The organism is Hymenobacter lapidiphilus (assembly GCF_013377885.1).
Taxonomy (GTDB): domain Bacteria; phylum Bacteroidota; class Bacteroidia; order Cytophagales; family Hymenobacteraceae; genus Hymenobacter; species Hymenobacter lapidiphilus.
Window position 1 is genome coordinate 70,196 of sequence record NZ_JABKAU010000016.1, and the last position, 22,261, is coordinate 92,456.

Consider the following 22,261-nt stretch of genomic DNA (forward strand, 5'->3'; position numbering starts at 1 on the left):
CGAAGCGGGCTAATAGCCGACGAAATGGTTGGGCGGGCTCATCTACCAGCCTTACGCGGCTCCGCTAGCCGGTGCTACAGACCCAACTGCCGCAGCTGGCCCTGGTAGGAGCTGCTTACCCTCACCCGGGCCTGATTGTCGAGCACCACGTAGCGGCGGCGGCCCTCCTGCACCACTTCCTGCGCGTGGGCCAGGTTGACCAGGTACGAGCGGTGCACCCGGCAGAACAGGGCAGGGTCGAGTTTCTGGGCCAACTCCGAAATACCGTTGAGGGCCAGTAGCTGCTCGGTATGCAGGTACACTTTACAATAGTCGCCGTAGGCCTCGACGTAGCGGATGCTCCGGGCTTCGACAATTAGGCGCCGGGTGCCCTTGTGCAGAATCACGCGCGGCGCATACGGCCCACCAGCCTGCAGCAGGCGCTGGGCCAGCGCCTCCACCCGGGCATCATCGTAGGCTACGCGGGCCAGCGCCTGCTGAAAGCGGGTGCGGCCGTAAGGCTTGAGCAGGTAATCGAGGGCGTGAAACTCAAAGGCCTGCAGGGCGTGCGCGTCGTAGGCCGTGGAGAAAATTACCTGTGGCAGCTGCTCTAGCCGGGCCAGCACCTCAAAGCCCGAGCAGCCTGGCAGCTGAATATCGAGAAAGACCAGGTCGGGCTGCAGCGTGTGGATGAGTTGGACGGCTTCCGGGCCGTCGCGGGCCTCTCCCACGAGTTCGTAGCCGGGCTCCTGGCCCAGATACTGACGCAGTAGCTGCCGGGCGTCCGGCTCATCATCAACCAGTAACACGCGTTTCATAGGCTGAACTCGACCCGGACTCCACGGGGCTCATTGGAGGTGATGTGCAGCGCGGAGTTGCACAGTTTTTCCAGCCGCAGCTGCGTGTTACGCAGGCCCAGCCCCGGCCGCATCCCCTGCGCCGGCAACCCGGCGCCCGTGTCGGCAACGGTAAACAGCAGCCGGTCGGCCGCCCCCAACTGCACCGACAAATGAATGGCGCAGGCCCCAATAGTAGGCGTTATGCCGTGCTGCACGGCGTTTTCAACCAGCGGCTGCAGCAGCATGGGGGGCATGCGGCGCGTCAGGGCGGCCTGTTCCACGGCAAACGACACATGCAGCCGGTCCTGAAACCGGCGCTGGACCAGCCCCAGGTACTTGGTTAGAAATTCAATTTCCTCGGCCACGGTGACAAGCTCCTGTTGGGCCCCGGCATGCTGGTAGCGAAACAGGTCGGATAAATCGATAATCAGCTCCCGGGCCCGCTCGTTGGCCGGCTCGATGGCCGCGTTGATGCTGTTGAAGGTGTTGTGGATAAAGTGCGGGTTGAGCTGTGCCTTCAGGGCGGCCAGCTGGCTGCGCGTGAGGGCGTCGCGCAGCTGTGCCTGCTCGTGCACGGCGCGCTTGTACTTGCGCACATGCACCAGCAGCAGAATCAGGCCCAGCTGCAGGCAGTAGAACAGGGCCGTTACATAGTAGGCATAGATTCCCAGCCGGCCCCCGAACAACTCTTCCCACCCAAACCAGGCCTTGAGCTGGGCACTTAGCTGACCAGCCAGCACCACGAATACCATCCCCAGCATGCTATAAGCCAGCAGCTGCCGACCCAGGCTTAGTTGGTGCAGCCGGGTAGCTACCAGGTAGCTGATAGGGAGTGAGAGCAGAAACCGCAGCAGAAAGTCGAGGCCGGAGCTGGCCATCAACTCACTGGGGTCGAGGTAGGCTGGCTGGCCGGTCCCCGATGTCTGCCAGCCCCCCCACAGGAGCCAGACCGTCGTGCGGTCGAGCAGGGCCGCCACCAGATAAAACAGGGCCAGCCACCCCACATCCCGGCGGGTAAAGAAAACGGCGGTATCCGGGTCTGGGCGGCGCATGGCTACTGGGTTGGGCCTTTGTTGGCTTGGGCTTCGAGCACCTGCTGCACCGCAACGGGCACGGCGGAAAGCAGGGCGAGGTAGTTGGCAGTGGAGCAGGCGGCGGTGGCGAGGCCCTGGGCGGCAAAGCGGGAACGGACGGCGAGGCAACTCGTTTCTGAAAGTTGTTAAAAATAACATCTTTTGGAAACGAAGCGCCTCCCCCGCCCTGGCTACGGGTATGGTAGCCGGCTAGTGGAACCGGCCGCGCTGCATCCGGCTGATGACGTGGGTGACGACGCCCCAGACCTGGAACCGGTCGCCCAGCAGGCTGGTGTTGATGGGGCTGTAGGCGGGGTTGTCGGGAACGAGCCAGTAGCCGCCGGCCCGCTTTTCGAGCCGCTTGACGGTAAACTCCTCATCGATGGCCGCCACTACGATGTCGCCCGACTCGGGGGTGAGCGAGCAGTCGACGGCCATTAGTGCGCCGTCGGGAATGTGTGACGGGGCCCCGTCCATGCTGGTGCCTTGTACCCGGACCAGATAGGTGCAGTCGGGACGGGGTATGAGCAGGTGGTTGAGGTCGATTTTGGTGTTGGGGGAGTTTTCGGCCAGGCTGGGGTAGCCGGCCGGAACGGGCGTCTCGCATTGGGTGAGCCACAGGGGCTCGCTAATAACCTGTAGGATTTCAACGGTCGTCATAATGCTATCAGTGGGAATGAATGGGCATTTATAACGGCAATAATACTAATAATTTTAGTTGCTTTGAAGCCAAAGCCATTAGCAGTCAATCTTCTGAGAAGCTGATACTGGCCTGGGCCATGAATAGCGGGCATTTTTAGCCATTTAACAGTTGGCAAGCGGGATACTTGCTATCTGGTAGTAGTATTGCAGACTACTCCTGGAGTCTGCCAGTTGCCTGATTCTATATCCTCCTCTATTTACTGTCAGCTTGAGCACCCTACCCCATTATCTGGCCCGGCTTACGAAGCTGAAGGTGTATGTACACCCAGGAACAAAGCTGGAGGCGCCCTACAAGCCGGCGCTGTTGCTGGCGGTGATGGAGGGCATAGAGGAGGGTACGATTCGCGACAATTGCATTGCCATTACGCCGGAGTTGATTACGGGCTTCAAAGCTTACTGCCAACTGCTGAGTCCAGGGCCGGGATTTGGCGCCAGTCCGTTCCAGCTGCCGTTTTTCCACTTGCGGAGTGAGAAGTTCTGGCACCTGCATGCCCGGCCGGGTCAGGAGCTGGTCCTGACCTCCTCCAAGTCGGTGCGCAGCTTCGGGCACCTGCGCGACGTACTAGCGCATGCCTCACTCGACCCGGCGCTGTGGGAGCTGCTGTTGCAGCCGGTGGCCCGTGAGGAAATCAGGCAGGCGCTGCTGATGCGCTACTTCCCGCTGACGCGCCACTACTTCCGGCCGCGGGCGGGCCTGGAACGGCTCGATGAGCTGGGCCGACAGATGCTGGAGGAGCCAGCGGCCGTGTACAACCGGGCGGTGGACGTGGCCGATGAAACGGCCCTGGCCGAGCGTAGCGGCGTGTTCGTGCGGGAAGTGCTGCGAGCCTACCAGTCGACCTGTGCCGTGTCGGGGCTGCAACTGGTGAGCACCACCGGAACCGCGCCCCTGCTGGACGCCTGCCACATCGTGCCATGGTCGGTGAGCCGGGATGATACCATTGGGAATGGGCTGGCGCTATGCCCCAATCTGCACCGCGCTTTCGACCAGCACCTGTTCTGGATTGATGTGGATTACCGAGTGCGGATGGCCGAAGGGTTTGGGGAGTTGGGTGGACACGACTACGGCGTGCAGCGCTTCAACGGGCAGCAACTGCGGCTACCGAAGGTGCGGGCGTGGTGGCCGCGGGTGGAGAACCTGGCGGCGCAACGGGGCTGAGATTTATTGGGAAGTAAATGCGGTCTTTCCGATAACCTCAATCTAACTGGATAATGATAACACTGCCCGCAGTCGGTCTGCCAGGGTCGATTCCTGAGCAAATATGGCCTCACTGATACCGGATGTAGTGTCAAAAGCATCAACGGACGTGACCGGCAACCGGTGGGCTGATACAGATATTGAGGCATCTGCGCCGCTCAGTTTGTCCTTCACCAAGTAGTCCAACCGGTTAGCTGGTGCATCGTGGGCAGAGTGGCGAAGGGAATCAGGGTAGAAAAGGTGGGTGTGCGGCGTACCACGGCGTAGGGCGTAACTCACGAGCTGGTACATATCGGCTTGAGCTACGCTTCCTGGAATAATGGTACCAGCGGCGTTGACAGGCAGAATCTTGTATTTGGAATCGATAACCAAGGGCTTTCCCTTGGTTTTTTGCTCGGACTTGCGCTCCAGCAGCAGGTCGTGGCGGAGTTGGAAATACCGTTGTGTTTTAGCGCCGGTTGGGGTTGCAGTGGCAAGGTAGCAGTCTCTTGCTTGGGCACGGACGTGAAATTGATTATCCAAGTGGGTGCGAACGAAACCCTCGATGAATTCTTCGAAAATGACTTCGGTGGGCAATAGAATGGCGAAGACCCTTACCTCTTCGGTGTGGGCAGCAAGGGGGCCGCTGTCGGCCAGGAAGAGACGGCAGTAGTCGAGCACTACGCGGAAGTCGTCGAACAGCGGGGAAAGCTGGACCTGGTCGCAGTCGGTGAGGGTGGCTGGTTGGTCGGCTACTTCGTCGAGCTGGAAATGAATTTCCTGGAGCAGCTGCTGGGTATGGGTTTGCTTGGTGTGATTGAGCAGCTGGTAGGTGACGTACTTGAGAATGCGGTTGAAACGGTTGTCGGGCTGGAACGAATCGAAGGTGCAGGGCAGGCGGTGGCCCTGACCGGTGGCGTAGTAGGTGGCGTAGGTGCCGAAATTGAGGTGGCCACGCAGGGTGCCAAGGTTTTCGCTTACTTCCTGATAGTGCTGGTAGTGCGTGCGGCTCAGCAATTCGTGGGTGTACTGCGCAAAGAGCAGGATGAGAACTTCGAGCAGGTTGGTCGGTAGGGCTGAGAAGGTGGCCAGCGAGCGGGGAAAGCGCAGCTTGTGGGCGTAGCTCAGCCACCAGAACAGATGCGCGTGCATGGCCTGCAAGCGCGGGTCATCTTCGGGGGTGGCGTCGGGCAGGTCCTCGCCGGGGTAAAACACCTTGGGCAGCAGGTGCAGCATATGGTCCTCAAAATAAATCTGGCCCACGTAGTTGCGGGCACTCACGGTACCGTCTTCGCCGTGGAAACGCAGGAAGCGCTGGGCGGTGGAGCTGTCGTCATCGGGGGCACGCCAGAAGGATGGGGTGCGCGGCCGATTATCCCACAGCTGCTGTAGGTGCTCGTTCAGCGCAGCCGCGTCGATGCCCAATTCGGCCAAATGAAGGTGGGTGCGGTATTCGTAGAGGTAGTGGTGCTGCATGGCATTTATACCACCGGACTACAGCGCAGCAGGCCCGTAGCTTGGTCTTCCTGTACCTCCAGGCCGGTATCCTTGAAGACGGCTTTTACCTTCTTGGCATCATTCAAGAAGTACTCGTAAAGCAATGGAATCACCTTTTTATTGAGAATGTCAGCAAGTGGCTCGGCAGGCTTATCAGGGCGGTCCATGAAATAGGCATGACCAATTTGAAAGTCGCGTGACTTTTGCTCGCTGATGTTTATGTTGAGCTGCCGGAATGCCGTAGCATGTTGAAAGGGCGTACCGTCGGCTTGGGCATAAATCGGATAGAGGGCCTGAAACTCGAACCGGCGACGCAAGGCAATATCAAGCAGGGCAATGCTCTTATCGGCGGTGTTCATAGTGCCGATGAGGTAGAGATTGGCGGGCACATTGAACTTGGCCTCGCCAGAGGGCAGCGTGACGGAGAGTGGGTTATCGCCACCGAGACGCTTATCTTTTTCTAATAGGGTAATCAGCTCGCCGAATACCTTGGAGATGTTGGCGCGGTTGATTTCATCTATGATAAGGACATAGTTGCGGGGCGGGGCGACCTCGCCGGTACCAACCTGGAGATGGGCACTATACTCCTCGCGCTTTATTTCGTCCGCTAGTTCTTTGAGGCGATTAACAACATACTGGTAGTAGAGTTGCAAGCCGCCCTGCTTGTAGCCAATGGTACCTTCGTAGAGGCTTCGCAGCGTATCGAGCTTCAGATTACTTTCGGTTTTATTCTCATGTCGACGGAACCGCAGGTAGGTATCGGTGAGAGCTATGAGCTGGAAAGTGTACTTATCGGTTTTCATCTTCACGACTACCTCTTCACCGTTTACTTCCAGCGGCTGCACCAGTCGGTCGAACACAATATCAAATGGTAGTCGGCCAGGACGGTCGGGCTGCTCCTGCTGGTTGAACTCATCGCGGGCCCGGCGGGCTATTTCGTAAAAGATGCCGTTTTTAGGCTTGAAAACTAGTTGGTCTTTGTCATTGACCTCCGGCTTGATGCCCTGCACGAAATCTTCGTAGCCGAAACTTTGGTGAAAGGTTACAAACTCGACCCGCTTGCCTAGCTCCTGCTGGAAAAGCTCTTGTGCAAGAGCATAAGAAGCAGGCGGCTCGCCCATCAGCAGCTCGTAGGCTAACTCGAGGGTGTGGTGTGTTTTGCCAGTACCCGGCGGGCCGTAAAGGATGATGTTGGGGTTGGGAAATTTGGCAGCGAAAGCAGCATGAGCATCTTCCTTTGCTTTTTTTGTAGCGACCATGTGAGCGTTGAGTAGCGTGTGCAGACGCCGGTATAGGGGTTCATATTGCTTAATGAAACTGACTGTTTCATCGACTAGGCGGGACCAATCATACTGTAAAAGACTCTCCGGATAAATAGATTGGTCAGTGATACCTGACTGTTTCAATGCACTATCAATTCGCTGGGTTTCCTCATATAAAAGTGGGTTTTTAGCTCCCCATCGATAATCAATGTTATAGGTCAGCTTGCTACCCTTTCCATCAACACCAAGCCGGAAATAAATACCTTCATCACCAAACTCACTTAGGTAAAGACGAACCCACGAATACTGCTTTAGTTGGCCAAACCCACTCTGCACTCGGTTATCTTGAATGACTTCGTAGGCAGGCAAAGCCTCGATGACGAGCCGTGCCCACTCATTACTAGGAGAAATGATGTGTGCCCTTATCTGCTCTTTGTCTGCCTCGTCCTGTAGATTATCTCTGACAGCGATAGGCTTTTCCGTTATACGTTTTCGAAAGAATTCTAATCCTTTTGCAGTAAAAAAGGGCTTCGGCATCATGCAATTTTTGAAGGCTGTAGTTTAGGCTGGCCCAATTGCGCGTACATGGCCTCGGCCATACTCGTGGTCAGCGTGCCGGCTTCGGGTTGGGTGGTGAGGTTGTGAAAGTGGATTTCGTGCTGGCTCAGGGGCCAGTGGCCGGTGGCGGCGCGCACGGCGTAGACCAGCTCGGCTTCTATTCGTTCGGCAAGGATGGAGTGACTTATTTGGCTGGCCGTGGCCAGCGCCAGCAACTCCTGGGGCAGCGTGAAAACGTATAGCTGCAGACCAGGTTGGGTTAGCCATTTATAACCGTGGTAACCATTCTTGGGTGTTTTGCTGCGCATGTGCCCCATGCGGATGCGGCTACCCATACCGGTGCGAGTACAGCCCACGTACTGCACTCCGGCCGTGTTTACAAGCACGTAAATTTTGTAGCCAACTTTAGCAGCAATGGCACCTTTCAGACCGGGCTGGGAAGCTGTGACACAGGGCTTATCCTGGGAATCGTATTGAAGCTGGAATACTTCGGGACTGTAGGCAGGGTAAGCGGTACTCATCACAGTATCAAGCCTAAATAGGTGGTAAAGGCCATTATTCATTAGATAATAGCAGCCAACCGTAATCCCTTATCTGTTAAAAAATCGTTTTCCCAATCCACAACAACAGTTTCGTTGTGTGCTTTCAAAAATTCTTGGATTTTTATCGCGCCGTTTTCTAAACTAAATTCGCCCTTGTTTACAGTAGAGTTTATTTTATTCAATTCGAAGCTTAGCATTTTAAACTTACAGGGTAACCATTTAGAAAAACGTCCAGCTTTATCAATACAATAAAGGTCTTCAGTTAGGGCAAAAGTGGTTTTATACTCAGTGGGCGTTATAGGGTTAACATATTCATAAGTTACCAATGAACCGCGGGCAAGGACAATACGGATAGATAACTTAGGAGTACTTATTAATTCATCCATCAATTCAAAAGCCTGCTCCAACTCGTTTTTATACAAAGCACTACGAGGGTCAAAATGGGATGCTGGATTAAATACAAGCCGTTTTAATACACTTGCGCTAGTGTTGAATTTAGTAGGCAATGGTTCCTTTGCCTGCTCATAAAATTTCTTCATCCCGTTTAGCATGCCTTCCAGATTATTAAAGACATGTTCACTTTCGCTTGAAATACGATAAGCAAGCGGCAAGTGTGATTGCAGCCACTCTTCTATTGATTTACGCAGATAGTTACCAGCAGCAGGATAATCCTTGGCGCGAAAATAATTTTGCGCTTTAATCAAATTATTCTCGTTAGAAATTAGAACTGGTCTAACCGTAGGCAAAATACTAAGCTGTCCGAGTACCCGCTCAACTTTTTCCTCATACATTTCTAATTGCTGCCAGTGATACGGTGCAATTTGCGCGGCAAACCAATTATTAGCAAGTTCAAACCATTCACGGTCGTAAGTTGTGAGAATGATTTGGTAACCATCCAATACAAATTCTTTATGCAGCAATTCAAGCAGAGGCAAACGATTACTAGTATCAAGTCCAATAAAAACATCATCCAGGAAAAGCAACCTAAACTCATTAGGTTTTGGATTGGATTTAATAGCAGCAAGATAAAGACAGATTGACAAAGCCGACAGTCGGGCTTCATTCAAAAAGTCTGCGAAATGACGAGAAATTTGATGTCCATTAAACCTTGCTTCTAAACTTAATTCTCCCCATGCTTCTTTATAATCACGTTTAATACTGAGTTGATATCCTAGCTCGACACCATGATTGAAATATGTGCTTAAAAATCCATTCAGCTGCTGAAATATATCTTGTAGCAACAGATTTAAGTTCTGTTTGAAATTAGGAACATTTCCTGTTGGCACCGAAGCTAATTTTTGCTCCGCCTCACGAAACTCCGTGGAATTACCGTGCATACTGAGGTCCGCTCTTAGCTTATTCCAGCACTCATCTACTGTTTCATTTACAGATTTAAGCACGTGATGTGAAAGCAATGTTTCGACAAGTACTTGAAATAGTTTGTTAGCCTCAGCTTGCTCAGACAAATAAGTGCGAACAATTTCTTTGTAGCTAAGAAAAGCGCGAGCCATGTTCGCGTCTTTCAAAAATTGAGCAGTCTGTGCAGTACGTTGACTAGTCAAGTCAGGACCAAAGACAAATGTACTATCCCTGACGTATGGCTCTTTTTCGCGAAAAGTAACAGATACATGACCAGGTGCTTCTTCAGGCAAGTAAACGTTGGGCGTATAATCCAAACCGGGATTTACTGATGAATCCAGCAAGTCACGCAAAGCAGCATAAATCGTACTTTTTCCGCTTCCATTCTCCCCATATATCAAGAGATTTTCACCATATTTAAGGGTAATAATTTCTTCTCGGTCACCGAATGCTCGGAAATTACGCAGACGAATTTCAGTAATGCGTTGCATATATTATTTGCGTTTGCTTTCAACGATAACAACTTCCTCAACTGTTTTCATAAAGAAAATTGCTTTACGTAGGGGGTGGTCTTTATGCTCAATAATGGAATACAAATTATTTAACTGTTTATCTGCTAATGCATGTTCGGCATGAAGAGCCGGAAGTAAAGGCAAGTATTTGGACACATTACAGCCTGCCGCTTGCATCGCTATAGGGAAATACAATTCATAAACCATTCCGTCTATAACCTGCTCAAAAAAAGGCGTCCTTAAATCATTTGGCTCTTGTTCTTTTAACCAGATGATATATTCAACCAACCGGATAAAATGAATTTGCTCCTCTTCAGATACACTCTTAATTGGAAATTTTTTTATAAGACCAGAAGTTATACTTGGAAATAACTTATTGCCTCCTCTAGGGGATTTTTCCAGAATATAGAAAGTAAAGAGAGATGAATTGACCAGGGCCAGTAGAAACTTAAGGCTGTGTTTCTTGTCCTTCTCGACAATAACAGCCATAGTATTTTTAGCAACAGCAGGCTCTTCAACATAGCATGCATAAACGCGGGGATTCACTACTTCCCTTATAAGGATTTTAGGAGGGGCAAAATACCGGAGTTCTCTGGGCTCTGCTAGCCACTTACCGTAATTAATGAACTTAACATCTTGCTCCAGAAAGTACCTCTTGACGCCAGAATCAATAAACTTAAGCCAGTTTGCACCTTGCTTTTTTGTTGAAACGAAAATATCATTCTCAATCTCATGATTCGTTTGTTTAGGAAGGCCCTTACCAACTTGATAAATTTTAACACCCATAACTTGGTCGTACAATTCAATCAATGGACGTGTACCGCTTTCATCAATCAAATTCGATTTTGAACCGAATAGGAAATTTGCACTGTCCTTCCATTCAACTCGGCGCAAATATGAGTCAGCCAGGGGCATATAAACTTCAATTGACAAATCCGATAAGTCTGACACATATAATTTCGCAGTTTCTTTATTATGACGAACGGCAAAAAGAATGGATGTGGGCAACCCTACATTTTCAAAAATACCTAGCCCAAGTTTATGGTTTTTAACAGAGGAACTGTTTTTTAGAATGAATTTTCTTAAGTCAACGAAGCTCTCCTTCTCAAGGTATGAGTCAGATGTTATATATGACAAGATGCCAGATATCTTTGTCAACCTTAAACCCCTGTCTATAAAATATTTATAAGATTCTATCCCACCATAGCTAGTCTCTGGATACAAGCTTTTATAGTACTTCTCTAACTTGGCTCCATATGGAGGGTTACCAATTACTATATCAAAACCATCATTGATGTAGAACATAGTTTCAGGGTCGAAATAGCCTGCAGCATGCATTACGTCAAGCGGGCTCCAATCAGCAGCTTGTGAAGCAGCTTTTTCACCGAATCCACTCAATATTAACGCTTCACGCAATTGTTGGCGTTTATCCTTTTCCCGTACACGCAGACGTTTCTTGTCAGGGAAGCGCCGAACAAAAAACAACTCTCGGCGCAAATTCTGTAACTCGCTCTCGCGTTGTTTTACAAGCGGGTGTTCAAAAGTGCCCTTTCCTTTTTCCAGTTCAATAAGTGTATTAGCAGCCACGAACTTGGTTTCCAAGTTTGGCATGGCCAATATGTTGCGATTCTCCTGGCTATCATCCACACGCTGCTCGGCCACGAGTGAAATAAAGAATCTCAGCTTAGCAATCTGTACTGCAATCTGCTGGATATCTACCCCGTAGATGCAGTTTTCAATCAGGAACAGCTTGCGAGCGTAGTTCTGGCGGCGCTGAGCCTCGGTTAGGTGGGTATTAGTTAACTCGGCAGCTTCGGCGTCCTTTTGAAAGGAATCGAGCACCACCGTCATATGCTGATTAGCGGCAACCACCGCATTCTTACGAATTTCAGGGTCCTTTTCGGCTTTGGCTTCAGCTAGTTTGGCCTCAGCCAAGGCCAATTGAGTTTGCCGCCACCGCTGGTTATCGGGGTCGAGACGACGCAACAGCATCACCATGCGGTGCAGGATGCCCATTGGGAAAGCCCCTGAGCCACAGGCAGGGTCCAGGATGCGACAGCGCGAAAGGGCATCCACAAGGAGCACCGAGTCGGGACTATTGGCACCGAAGGGGTTTTCGGTGTCGGGACGGGCGTCGTCAAACAGCTGGGTTAGACGGTCGTCGGGTGCAATGGTGGGCGGCAGCGCCTGGGCCAGGTAGGCTTTCAAACTTTCATCCACCATGTAGTTCACAATCTCACGCGGAGTGTAAAATGAACCGGTTTGCTTACGGGCCGTGGTTTGCGTTTCGGGGTTGTAGGTGGCCAGCAGATTCTCAAACACTTTGCCGAGCAGCTCAGGGTCGAGAGCTACCTCTTCCTCCAGGGGCGTATTTTCGGCAATGGTGAACTTGTATTTTTCCAGAATGCGCACCAGACCCAATGCATTCACCTGGCGCTGCTTTTTGTCGCCACCAAATGCCTGCACTAGGTCGAGGCCCTTCTTTTCGCCAAAGAACAGCACATTAGGTACCGTGGCCCGCTTTTTTGGGTTACTGGAGAAGCCATCGAAGCGTACTTCTTTGCCTTCGTCAACCGTGTCAAGGCACTCAAACAGCCCGCCGTTGAGGAAAGGTACGGTTTCGAACAGGCCTAATGCTGCGTTGGAATCATTAAACAGCTCTTCGCCTCGGTACTTGGTCTGGTCGGTGTAGGCATTATAGTCGCCTACAGTCAGGAAGCGGCGAAGCTCGTCGGCAGCTGCTGGGTCCTTTTTCATTCGGGCCTCTACATCACGTTTCATAGGCGTGTTGAGGGTGGCGAAGAAAAGGTTTTGCAAGATGCCCTGGTAGAAGGCGCTGCTATTGGGGTCGGTAGCGTTGAATTTCTTGAGGTAGTCGGGCAAGGTATTTTTTGCATCGAACAAGTCGGCGGGCACCAACTTCTTTTCGCGCAGGAACCACACGAAAATCAAGCGCGTGAGTAGCCGGATGAGGCTGAGACGGCGGTAAGCGTCTTCTGATTTTTGCAGCTCTTCGCCGGACAGGCCAGCGGTTTCGCTGGCTGGGCGCGGAAAACGCACGCCACTTTCGGGGTGGGCGGCCCACTCGTACCAGGTGTATAGCTCGCGGTAGAATTTCTTGTTGAGCAGGGCAATATCCAGTGTTTCCTGCCAGGCACGGTGAAGGGCTACAAAGGAATCGAAGCGGTGACGCTGGTACAGCTCACCGAAGCTGAGGTCCTGAAGGATGGCGATGTGGCCGGGGTGCGGGTGTTCGAGGTTGATGCTTTTGACTAGCGTCACTTTCTCAAGCACGTCGCGGCCTTCGTCTTTCTTATTTAGTCGGCGATTGATAGCTGCTAGCGTGAGGCAGTCACCGTAGCGAAAAAGCACGAGGCAAGGCATGGGAAACAGCCGATTGAGCTCGCGCGTCATTTGGGCTAAATCGGTGCGGGTATAGCCGTCGCCGCTCAGCTCGATAGCCCAAAACAGGTAGGTTTCGATACGGGTACGGTCGACCTGCCGTGTATCAAAGAGGGACACCTGGTTGATGACCTCCGCCTGGGTTAGCTGAAACAACAGCTCAATGCGCTTCCACTCTTTCGTCCGAGCTCGTTCCTGGCTGAAGTTGTCCGTGGCGGTTACGTAGTCACTGATAAAACCCTGCGCCGTGTTATCAGGCAAGGGCGACTGCCGGCTGGTGTCGTAGCCGAGGGTATTGAATAAGTTGATGCCGGCCGCGAATAAGTTAACTGGCTGATTTATCGCGGTAGGCGCGAAGGCAGCGAGGGCGGCGGCAATTGGGTTTTTGGACGTGGTAAGCATACGCAGGTAAATGTAGGGAATCGCGGCGGGCAGGCACCCTTCGCGCCCTTGCTTCTCTCAGGAAGCTGAAAAAGCAAACTTTTAGTTGAAGAAGCTGGTGGCCTCTGCTATCGAAGGACTACCCACGTAACCAACTCAAATCCCTCTGTTTCCGGAGCAGCCATAAGCGTAGCGGCGCGGTCAGCTTTGAGGTGTAAGTTGGCTCTCTTGCGGAAAGTGGCTTTGATAGCAGCCAGTGCCTTGTTCAGCAACTCATTAGTGACGCTCATGTCATGCCCGTCGCCGGTTTCAGTGCTGAACAGGTCGCAGAGCTGTTCTATAGGCTCAGTCTGGCCCACGCAGAGCAGGCGCAGCATTTCCAGGGTCTGCTTGGCGTTGACGTAGTTGTAGCGCACGGTACCATCCTGGCGCACATACACCAGAAAGTGGGGCTGCAGGGGGTTCACTTTGTCCAACTCCTCGTCGCGGTTGGTGGCAGCAGAGCCGGTTGTACCGTCGAGGCCAGTATTTGGAGCGGGCAGCTGACGTAGGCAGAACACCGTGCCGGGGCGCAGCACCTGGCGCTGGGCGTCGCTGAGTTTGTCGTAGTCGGGGCCGCCGAGATGCGCGTAGTCGCCGCCGGGGGCGGGCACTACAGCGTAGAGGCCGGGAGGGGCATTTTCGAGTTCCTGGCGGTGGGCATCGAGGTAGCGCAGCAGCTCGGCCCGGAAATCATCGAGCGTGAAGTCTGATAACGAAACACTGTCCTGGAGGTCTTCGAGGTCCAGCACCTCGTCTTTGAGGCGTAGCAGCTGGCGGTCGCGGAATTTCAGTTCATCCTCGGCAATTAACTCTTCCAGCTGGCGGTCGTTGCCGAGCAGGTTGTCGTCGCCGGCGGCCGAAATGTCGGCCAGGGCCATGCGGGCCTCGACACGGCTTTTGAGGTTGATGTACTTGTCGAGGTGAGGTGTGGGCCAGAAGTTTACCAGCTGAATCCGCGTGTTGATGGACCCGAGGCGGTCGATGCGGCCGAAGCGCTGGATGATGCGCACGGGGTTCCAGTGAATGTCGTAGTTCACGAGGTAGTCGCCGTCCTGCAAGTTCTGACCTTCCGAAATACAGTCGGTGGCGATGAGCACCGAAATTTCTCCTTGCTGCGGCATTTTGGCCTGCAAATGCCGCTTCTTGGAAACCGGCGAGAAGTTGGTGAGAATGGCGTTGAAGTCGGTTTGACGGGCGAAACCAGCGGGGGTGAACGTTGTTTGGTTGGTGCCAGCGCCGCCCGAAACCAGGGCAGTATGCACGTTATGGGTATCGCGCAGCCAGCCGTGCAGCTGCTGGTAGAGGTAGCTGGCGGTGTCGGCGAAGGCAGTGAAAACTATAATCTTCTTGTTTTGGCCGTTGAGCGGGGCGGCCAGCTTGTCGGTAATCAACTGGCGGAGGTCGGCCAGCTTGGCGTCGCGGGTGCCGTCGATGACGGCCGCGATGCTTTCCAGGGTAGAAAGCCGGTCGAAGTCATCGCGCAGGTCGGTGAGCCAGTCGTCGAGGCGCAAGTGGGCGAGGTTGAACTTGAGGTTTTTGCCCACGAAATTTTCCAGCACGGCAGCCAGGTCGTCGTCGCCTTCGGGGTCGGCCTCGGGCTGAATATCGGCAAAGTCGATGTCAGGATTAGCAGCCTGGTGGGTCTGAAAAGCGTGAATGCGCTTCTGTAGCGCCTGCATTTTTTCCAGCGTCCGGCCCATCGAAATCTGGAACGACTTGACGGAGCTTTCTAGGCGCTTCAGAAATCCGATTTTCATCATGTTGATGAGCGTCATCTCGCGCTTGGCCTGGGTGAAGGTGGCAATGCGCAGCTGCATCTGCTGGCGGGCAACGTCTTCGTAATAGGCTTTGTACTCTTCCCGCACGTAACGAGAGGGGTTGTAAAGCGAAAGCTGGTAGCCCTCAATAAGCTTGTTTACGGCATCATAGCTGGGGAACTTACCTTTCAAATCAATGTCCGGGAATACCGCCAGCGGCTTCAGGCGCTTGGGGAACTCGCCCATCTCCTTCGAGTCGTAGTTGCGCTTAATCTGGTTGCGCGAGCGGGCAATGGTCATCTCATCGAGCAACTTGAAAAACCCGGAGTCCAGCTTTTCAAACAGCTCCTGGGCGTTGCGCTCGTGGCCGGGCTTGCCCTCGGCCCACTGGGTAAACTGGCTTTGGGCCAGCTTTAGGGTCTGGCCTAGGTTGGCTACGCCGGTGGTGGCGGCCAGGGCGTCGTCTTTGCCCTCGGTGATGAGGTAAAGCTGGTTGCGCAAGTCGCGCAGGGTATTGTTGACCGGGGTGGCCGAGAGCAGTAGCACCTTGGTTTTGACTCCAGAGGCAATGACGTCGTTCAGAACCCGCTGGTAGCGGGTGGGGCCGCGTCCGTCTTTCGCCGTCGAGCTGTTGCGGAAGTTGTGCGACTCGTCAATTACTACCAAGTCGTAGGCACCCCAAGTGAAGTTGTCGAGGTTGATGCCATCGGCCGCGGCCACCGCACCTGCCGGCCGGTTCAGGTCGGTGTGGTAGAGCACGGTGTAGGAAAACCGGTCTTTTTTAAAGGGGTTGAGGCTGTCGCCTTTGTGCGCCTGGTAGATGGTCCAGTTCTCACTTAGCTTTTTGGGGCAGATAACCAGTACCCGGCCGTTTAGCAATTCGAAGTAGCGAATCACCGCCAAGGCTTCAAACGTTTTGCCTAAGCCCACGGAATCGGCTATAATGCAGCCTCCGTGCCGTAGCAGCTTATTGATAGCACCGCGTACGCCATCCTTCTGAAAAGAATAAAGCTGATTCCAGACTTCAGATTCGTAAAAACCTGTTTTTTCAGTCAGCAGCCCGCCCTTCACCTGCTCTTCCAAAAACCTACCGAACAGATGATAGAGCGTTTTGTAATAGACTAATTCAGGGGGGGTATCTACATATAGCTGGCGCAGGTATTTAAGCACCTCTTCCCGCACGTCACGGACCAACGTAGGGTCAGTCCAAAGTTCTTCAAACCACTGCTTCAGGTCCTGGACGGTGGCTTTGCTGTCCACCACCATGTTTAACTCTCTGTTAGCACGCTTGGTGAGGCCAAGGCCAGCCACCGTGAAGTTAGAGCTGCCCATGATGGCCTCCTGGATTTTGCCGCCGTGCTGGCTGATGTGGTAGAGCTTGCCGTGGAGGAAGTTTGGCTTCACCATTGAGCGAATTTCCACTTTATCGGAAATCCACTGGGCACAGTCACGGGCTGCCTCGCGCTGCTTTAAGGCGTTGTACAGGCTGAGTTGGTCACCGGCTAGCCGAAATTCTTTAACTGATGTTTTCTCGGGGTCGAGGTTGAGAAAGTTGGGCTCTCCGAATAGGAAGCGCAGCTTTTTAATGCCGTCGAACTGACCTTTCAGCTTTGAGTGATGGTAGGCATTAATGGTGAAGTATGCTGAAACGAAAGCACACTCGGCACCGGGCTCGGCTAAATGGGCAGTTAAGAAATCAGCCACTGCTCCTCGCTCGGCATTGTCACGAATGAGGGAGTGGTCGCTAAGAGACATAAATACAAGGTTTACTAAAAGTACGAATCTAGGTTGAGCATGCTTCTCGTACAACTTTCTTAGACTCGGTATTTGAATTTATTGCTCTATACTAACATGTTACATATCTTTAAATAGACCCCTCCGCAGGTTGCACCCTGCTATTACTTCATCCGTGGCGCCGTTGCGGTGCTTGGCTATGTCGAACAAAATCGTGTCAGCGGTGGCGGTGCCGTCCTCATACTCGGCGATTTTATAGTACTCGCCGCGCCAGAGGAAGATGATGCAATCGGCGTCCTGCTCCAGGCTGCCGGACTCGCGCAGGTCCGAGAGCAGCGGGCGCTTCTCCCCTCCCCTTTTCTCCACGTCGCGGGAGAGTTGGGACAGGGCCAGGACGGGCGCGTTGAGCTCCTTGGCCAGCTCTTTCAGGCTGCGGCTGATGCTGCCTACCTCCTGCTCGCGGTTACCTTTTGTATCGCCGCGCATGAGCTGGATATAGTCGACCAGAACGAGGCTCAGGGGCTGTTGGGCGTGGAGGCGGGCGCACTTGGCGCGCAGTTGCTGGATACTCAGGCCGGGCGTGTCGTCGAGGTGCAGCAGGTGGCCGTGGGTGCGCAGGCGTTGGGCCTGCTCGCGGATGTGGGCCACCTGCCCCAGGCCGCCGGGGAGGTTGCCGCGGCGCAGGTCGGAGTTGGAGTAGCCGGGTACTTCGCTGGCAATCATGCGCTGCATAAGCTGCAGGGTGGGCATTTCGAGGCTGAAGATGGCGGTGTGGTGGCTGTGGTCGAGGGCGGCGGTGCGGGCGAAGTGCAGCAGGGCGGCGGTTTTGCCCATGGCGGGCCGGGCGGCCAGGATGATGAGGTCGGCGGGCTGCCAGCCGCCGGTAAGGCCATCGAGCTGGGTGAGGCCGGTGGGTATGCCGGTCAGGCCGTGCTGGCCGACGGACTGGGCGAGGCGTTCGAACGTGGCGTCGAATGCGGCGGCGGCGGTCTGGCCGGGCTTGGTTTCAAGGGAGCGGTGAAGGCTGGTGAGGTAGGTTTGGGCGGTGGCCAGCAGCTCCAGCGGGTCGCGGGAATCGTCGTAGCCGTGGGCGGCCAGCTCAGTGCCGGCGCGGATGACGACGCGGCGGGCATACTGCTGCTGCAGGATGCGGCAGTGGGTATCGAGGTGGGCGGCGGAGTTAATTTTTTGCGTGAGCTGGGCAATGAAGTGCGGGCCGCCGGTGCGCGCCAGCGTGCCCCGGTGGCGCAGCCGGGCTACGACGGTAAGCAGGTCGGCGTGGTCACCCGCCTGCACCAGGTCGCGGATGGCCAGGTACACCTGCTGGTGGGCGGCGGAGTAGAACACCTCCTCGGTGGGCAGTAGCGCCAGCAGGGTGCGCTGGGCATCGGCTTCGAGCAGGGCCGCGCCGAGGACAGCCGCCTCCAGGTCGAGGGCCTGCGGGGGCAGCTGGCCGGTGGCGGGTGCGGAAACGGCGGGGCGAGCAGGACTGTGCGGGGCCATGGTGGGGGTGCCGGGTTAGCTCCAGCGGGCGGGGTCGGTGGATTTGGGGGCGGTGCGGGCGCGGGTCGGGGCGGGTGGCCCGGTGCCGGTGCGGGCGGCCGCCGCGGCCTGGAACTGCGGGCGGCGGCGCATCCAGTTGCGGAAGGAGGCGCGCCAGTCCACCATCAGGGTTTTGCCGCTGACGCGCCAGCCGTTGCTTTCGTAGTGGTCGTGGAAGGTGGCGGCTTCCGTTTGGGCGTCGGCGCTGCCGGGGTGCTGCTCGTTGGCGTATTCCCGGACTTCAGCCAGTGCGGGCGGCGGGCCTCCTTTGGAACGCTTGCCGGCTGGCTTTTCAACTTTCTTCTCAGCAGTGCGGGCGGGCGGGGCGGCGTCAGCCGCCTCACTCTCTTTTACTGAAGTTGTAATTGAAGATGAAAATGAAGGGGTTGGAATTTGCTTAACCCGGGTGGTTGGCTTTTGCTTAGATGCTTGGTTAAGCAAATTGGGGTTACCGCCCTTTTTACCCGCTTCCGTGCGTATCCGGCGCAGCCGCTCATCCTTGACCATGCGGCGGCAGAACAGCGCGCCGTCGGACTCGCGGCGGCTGGCCACGCCGTAGTCGAGCAGGGTGGTTAGCATTTGGTTGGCCGTTTGGTTATCCAAACCGAGGCGGCGGGCAATAACGGCATCGGGCATGGGCTGGCCGTTGACGAGCAGCACGCCGCGTTCGTCGCTGTCGTGCATCATTAGCAGCAGCTCGAACCAGGCCCCACGCTGCGCGAGGTCGAGGGCTTGGACGCCCTGGTCCTTGTGCCAGTCGCCGGGGTAGAACTGGATGGCCGGAAGCTTCATGTTTTGAGCTTTTAGCTGACAGCTGCTAGCTGTTAGCTTATGTTCAGGAGGAATACCCGCTTGGCTTTCGGGCCGTGAAGGCGGAAAAGCTATCAGCTAAAAGCCAGAGCCAACTGGCGGTAGTCGGTGCATTTGCCGCGCAGGGCCGCTTCCACTTCCACCAAGGCAGTCTGTAGCGTGGTTTCGAGCAGGCCGGTGTAGGAGTAGCTGGCCTGCTCGTCGTCGAAGGACTGGTAGGGCGTGGTCAGGTTGAGCACCCGGCCGCCGGTTAGCTCGCGCTGGCCGATGAGCGTGACGCCGCCCTGGTAGCGACCTATCGAGAAGCCGGTGAAGGTGAAGGCCTCGAACAGGGCCGGTAGCTCTTCGGAATCGTCGGGCCAGAAGTCGGGCGTTTCGGCCAGTTGCTCGGTGAGCAGGCACAGGTGGGGCACCAGGCGGCTGAGGGCGTGGGGCAAGTCGGCGTGGACCTGCTCGGCACAGGTCAGGGCGAAGGTGCGGGGTGGGGCCTCCGGGGTACGCTGCTCGGTGAATTCGCAGGTCAGGTGCTGGTCTTTGACCTTGGCCTTCTGAATGGTGATGATGGACGTAGTGGCCTCCGGACTATCCGGCCCGACAGTTGGCAGTAGCTGGGACATGGGGGAATGAGGAGTTGGGCCGCCTTTAGCGGCGGCGGATGAGTCTACCGTTGCCGGGTAGCGAATCAGGATGGCCGGCTGGCGCGGCGGCCCCGGACGCGGGGCGGCGGGGCGGTTACCGGCTCGGCATCGGTGCGGTTGCGGTGCTGCCAGTCGTTGATTTGGGACAGCAGCACCCGGTCGCCGCGGCTGGACTCGCCGGTGACATAGTGCAGGCGGCGCGGGTGGTGGCCGGGCAGGCGCATGTAATCACGCAGGGTTTCGGGGTGCAGGCCCAGCAGCTCGGCCGTGCGGGGCACCGAGTAGGCCGGGTCGGGGGCGGGCGAGGCTTCGAGCTGGCGGCGGGCCTCGGCGGCGCAGGCCCGCTCCAGTGACTCGCGCACCCATTCGTGGTTGTCGGGCATCCGCACAGTGATGTGCAGGCCGTCGGCAGTGATAGTGGTTAGCTCAGTCATGGCTGGGGCGGGTTTTGCGGGGCCGGCCCCGGCGGGCGGGTGGCGCGACGACGGGAGTGGGAGTTGGATTGGCCGCTGGGGCGGGCGCGGCGGCCTCGGGCCAGAACCAGCCGCCATTCTGGGGACGCGGGGCGCCGCCGGATAGCTGGCGGTGGCGCAGCATGCGCTGCACCGGCGGCAGCACGGCGGCCATGGTGTTGGCGTCGAACTCGTACTGCCAGATTTCCAGCCACACGGCCTCGCGGTGGGTCAGGTAGCCGCTTTCCAGCGCCTCGGCCAGCTCCTGGCAATGGGCGGGCGTGGGGCGGGCATGGTCGCCGGTGAGGCGGGTTTTGGGGCAGGCACGCACGGCGGCCTCCAGGGCAGTAGTGGCCTCGCGGGGCTCCTCGGTCAGGTAGGGCGCGGGCGGCAGCGGGCGTTGGGGGTAGGGCTGGTTGGCGGGGAAGAACAGCATCATGGCGGGGCTATTTTGTAAGCTGGTTAAGGTCGTGCTGGACGTTTTGGGAGCCGGCCTCTTTGATGAGGCGCACGGCCTCGGCCACGGCGGGGTGGGACGGCCGGGCCTTCTGCAAAGCCTTGGACACGGCCGCGTGCGACATTTTGAGGGAGCGGGCAATGCTGGATATTGCGCCGTGCGGCAACAACATTCGCAGGTCGGCCGGCGTAGTCACGGTTTCAAATGGTTGCATTTTAGTTTTGTTATGTTACCTTTGATTGAGATACATCGCTCCAATGTAGGTAAAACTTACCAAATGTTACATAATGAATACGGTGGAACGCAAAAAAATAAGCTCAGTTAGCCCGTTACCGGAACTGAGCATGGCGGAGCGGCTGAAAGTTGTTAGGCAGGCCCGCGGCCTGACCCAGCAGCAGATGGCCGACCTGCTGAATGTTTCGCGGCCCACCATCGCGCAGCTGGAGGGTGGCCGGCACCAGCCCAGTACGGAAGTGCTGGAGGCTATTGTCTCGGACCTGGAGATTAGCCGCAACTGGCTGTGGTTCGGCGGCGGGCCCATGGAGAGCACCGGCACCAATGGCGGCGACGTAGTCGTGTTCGGTAAGTTTGCGGATGAGGAGTACATCGACTGCCCGTTCGTCACGGTGCCGGTGCGGGCTGGCTTCGTGGAGCTAATTGCCACGGAGGGCGACTACGGGCAGTACGAGACGATGCGGATTTACAACCCCAGCCCCGAGCTGCGCAAGCCAGGTACGCTGGTGTTCGAGATTAACGGTGACTCAATGGAGCCGCAGCTACGCGCCGGCATGCTGGTAGCTGTAACGCCGGTTCCGCTGGCGGATATCAAGTACACGGTGAGCGGGGTATACGTGGCCACGTTCGGCAACCAGCTGACGATAAAGCGAATCAAGGATAATGACCTGCTGACCAAGCAGCAGCTGGTGCTACATTCCGACAACCCCCAGGCCGGCATGCTGACCGTGGCGGGCGAGGATATTCGTGGGTTGTGGAAGGTGGTGGATATTATTCGGGGCCGGGTGGAGTAGGCTTCGCTCCCTGCAGGGACCCTCAACCGGGACCTGAGTGCCTTAATTTTAGCAGGGCGAAAACCAGGGCGAAATGGCGTTTTAAGCCCTTTTTGAGGCGTATATGCGTATTATTAGCACCCAGGAGGGAGCGCCAAGTATGAGGGTCGCCTATCTACGGATAGACGACCCTCTTTTTTTATGGGTTAATTCGCGTCAATCAACCTTTTACCGGCAGGAACAGTACACGCAGGGAAGATCCGAATACTCGGGAACTGACTATTTACTCTCCCCTTCCTGCCATGAACACTCTGCGCTTCCCCCTCACTGCGGCCTTACTGGTACTGCTCACTTTCTCGCTCAGCAGCTGCGACGCCATTGGCACCATCTTTAAGGCCGGGGCCTGGACGGGCCTAATTGGCGTCTTTCTGCTAGTGCTACTGCTCTGGTTTATCGTACGTAAGATGCGCGGCTAGTCATCTGCTACACGACGTAAAGCAGAAGGGCCACTCCTTGCGGAGTGGCCCTTCTGCTTTCGC

18 protein-coding genes are annotated in these 22,261 nt (G+C 55.8%); 3 read left to right on the top strand and 15 right to left on the bottom strand.

The window, feature by feature from the left end; genetic code table 11:
* Window positions 1–74: 74 nt before the first annotated feature.
* The 3 genes from HW554_RS10570 to HW554_RS10580 form a co-directional block, all read right to left on the bottom strand.
* Entirely contained in the window at window positions 75–797 is a 723-nt protein-coding gene (locus tag HW554_RS10570; protein ID WP_176908554.1) for a LytR/AlgR family response regulator transcription factor, read from the bottom strand.
* The gene (locus tag HW554_RS10575; RefSeq protein ID WP_176908555.1) at window positions 794–1,870 is read right to left on the bottom strand and encodes a sensor histidine kinase; all 1,077 of its coding nucleotides are present in this window, start codon (window positions 1,868–1,870) and stop codon (window positions 794–796) included. The genes HW554_RS10570 and HW554_RS10575 overlap by 4 nt, the downstream gene beginning before the upstream one ends.
* A gap of 231 nt (window positions 1,871–2,101) precedes the next feature.
* Window positions 2,102–2,551: a LexA family protein gene (locus HW554_RS10580; RefSeq protein WP_176908556.1), complete on the bottom strand. Its 450-nt coding sequence runs from the start codon at window positions 2,549–2,551 to the stop codon at window positions 2,102–2,104.
* Window positions 2,552–2,801: 250 nt separating this feature from the next.
* Here HW554_RS10580 and HW554_RS10585 point away from each other — a divergent pair, with 250 nt between their 5' ends.
* Entirely contained in the window at window positions 2,802–3,752 is a 951-nt protein-coding gene (locus HW554_RS10585) for an HNH endonuclease (protein WP_176908557.1), read from the top strand.
* A gap of 42 nt (window positions 3,753–3,794) precedes the next feature.
* Here HW554_RS10585 and HW554_RS10590 read toward each other — a convergent pair whose 3' ends face one another.
* From HW554_RS10590 to HW554_RS10645, 12 genes are all read right to left on the bottom strand, one after another.
* Window positions 3,795–5,246 carry an McrC family protein gene (locus HW554_RS10590; protein ID WP_176908558.1) on the bottom strand — a complete coding sequence of 484 codons (1,452 nt, stop codon included), beginning with the start codon at window positions 5,244–5,246 and terminating at the stop codon, window positions 3,795–3,797.
* A 5-nt stretch (window positions 5,247–5,251) separates the two neighbouring features.
* On the bottom strand, window positions 5,252–7,069 hold the full coding sequence (locus HW554_RS10595; protein WP_176908559.1) for an McrB family protein: 1,818 nt from the start codon (window positions 7,067–7,069) through the stop codon (window positions 5,252–5,254).
* Window positions 7,066–7,608 carry a hypothetical protein gene (locus HW554_RS10600; RefSeq protein WP_176908560.1) on the bottom strand — a complete coding sequence of 181 codons (543 nt, stop codon included), beginning with the start codon at window positions 7,606–7,608 and terminating at the stop codon, window positions 7,066–7,068. The genes HW554_RS10595 and HW554_RS10600 overlap by 4 nt, the downstream gene beginning before the upstream one ends.
* 41 nt (window positions 7,609–7,649) lie before the next feature.
* Complete coding sequence (locus HW554_RS10605) at window positions 7,650–9,479, bottom strand: AAA family ATPase (protein ID WP_176908561.1); 1,830 nt, start codon at window positions 9,477–9,479, stop codon at window positions 7,650–7,652.
* A gap of 3 nt (window positions 9,480–9,482) precedes the next feature.
* Window positions 9,483–13,304, bottom strand: a complete 3,822-nt coding sequence (locus HW554_RS10610; protein WP_176908562.1) for an Eco57I restriction-modification methylase domain-containing protein — start codon at window positions 13,302–13,304, stop codon at window positions 9,483–9,485.
* A gap of 107 nt (window positions 13,305–13,411) precedes the next feature.
* Complete coding sequence (locus tag HW554_RS10615) at window positions 13,412–16,837, bottom strand: helicase-related protein (protein WP_176908563.1); 3,426 nt, start codon at window positions 16,835–16,837, stop codon at window positions 13,412–13,414.
* A 99-nt stretch (window positions 16,838–16,936) separates the two neighbouring features.
* Window positions 16,937–18,319 carry a replicative DNA helicase gene (gene dnaB / locus HW554_RS10620; protein ID WP_176908564.1) on the bottom strand — a complete coding sequence of 461 codons (1,383 nt, stop codon included), beginning with the start codon at window positions 18,317–18,319 and terminating at the stop codon, window positions 16,937–16,939.
* A gap of 15 nt (window positions 18,320–18,334) precedes the next feature.
* Entirely contained in the window at window positions 18,335–19,150 is an 816-nt protein-coding gene (locus HW554_RS10625) for a hypothetical protein (protein ID WP_176908565.1), read from the bottom strand.
* A gap of 92 nt (window positions 19,151–19,242) precedes the next feature.
* Window positions 19,243–19,785 carry a hypothetical protein gene (locus HW554_RS10630; protein WP_176908566.1) on the bottom strand — a complete coding sequence of 181 codons (543 nt, stop codon included), beginning with the start codon at window positions 19,783–19,785 and terminating at the stop codon, window positions 19,243–19,245.
* Window positions 19,786–19,850: 65 nt separating this feature from the next.
* Window positions 19,851–20,240, bottom strand: a complete 390-nt coding sequence (locus tag HW554_RS10635; RefSeq protein ID WP_176908567.1) for a MerR family transcriptional regulator — start codon at window positions 20,238–20,240, stop codon at window positions 19,851–19,853.
* A complete protein-coding gene (locus HW554_RS10640) occupies window positions 20,233–20,697 on the bottom strand; it encodes a hypothetical protein (protein ID WP_176908568.1) in 465 nt (154 codons plus the stop codon). Before HW554_RS10640 ends, HW554_RS10635 begins: the two co-directional genes overlap by 8 nt.
* A 7-nt stretch (window positions 20,698–20,704) precedes the next feature.
* Window positions 20,705–20,929, bottom strand: coding sequence for a hypothetical protein (locus HW554_RS10645; protein WP_176908569.1), 225 nt, complete (start codon window positions 20,927–20,929; stop codon window positions 20,705–20,707).
* 130 nt (window positions 20,930–21,059) lie between these two features.
* On the opposite strand from HW554_RS10645, the gene HW554_RS10650 reads away from it, so the two are divergent.
* Window positions 21,060–21,743 carry a LexA family transcriptional regulator gene (locus HW554_RS10650; protein WP_176908570.1) on the top strand — a complete coding sequence of 228 codons (684 nt, stop codon included), beginning with the start codon at window positions 21,060–21,062 and terminating at the stop codon, window positions 21,741–21,743.
* 281 nt (window positions 21,744–22,024) lie between these two features.
* Window positions 22,025–22,198 carry a hypothetical protein gene (locus tag HW554_RS10655; RefSeq protein WP_176908571.1) on the top strand — a complete coding sequence of 58 codons (174 nt, stop codon included), beginning with the start codon at window positions 22,025–22,027 and terminating at the stop codon, window positions 22,196–22,198.
* The last annotated feature ends 63 nt before the right edge of the window (window positions 22,199–22,261 follow it).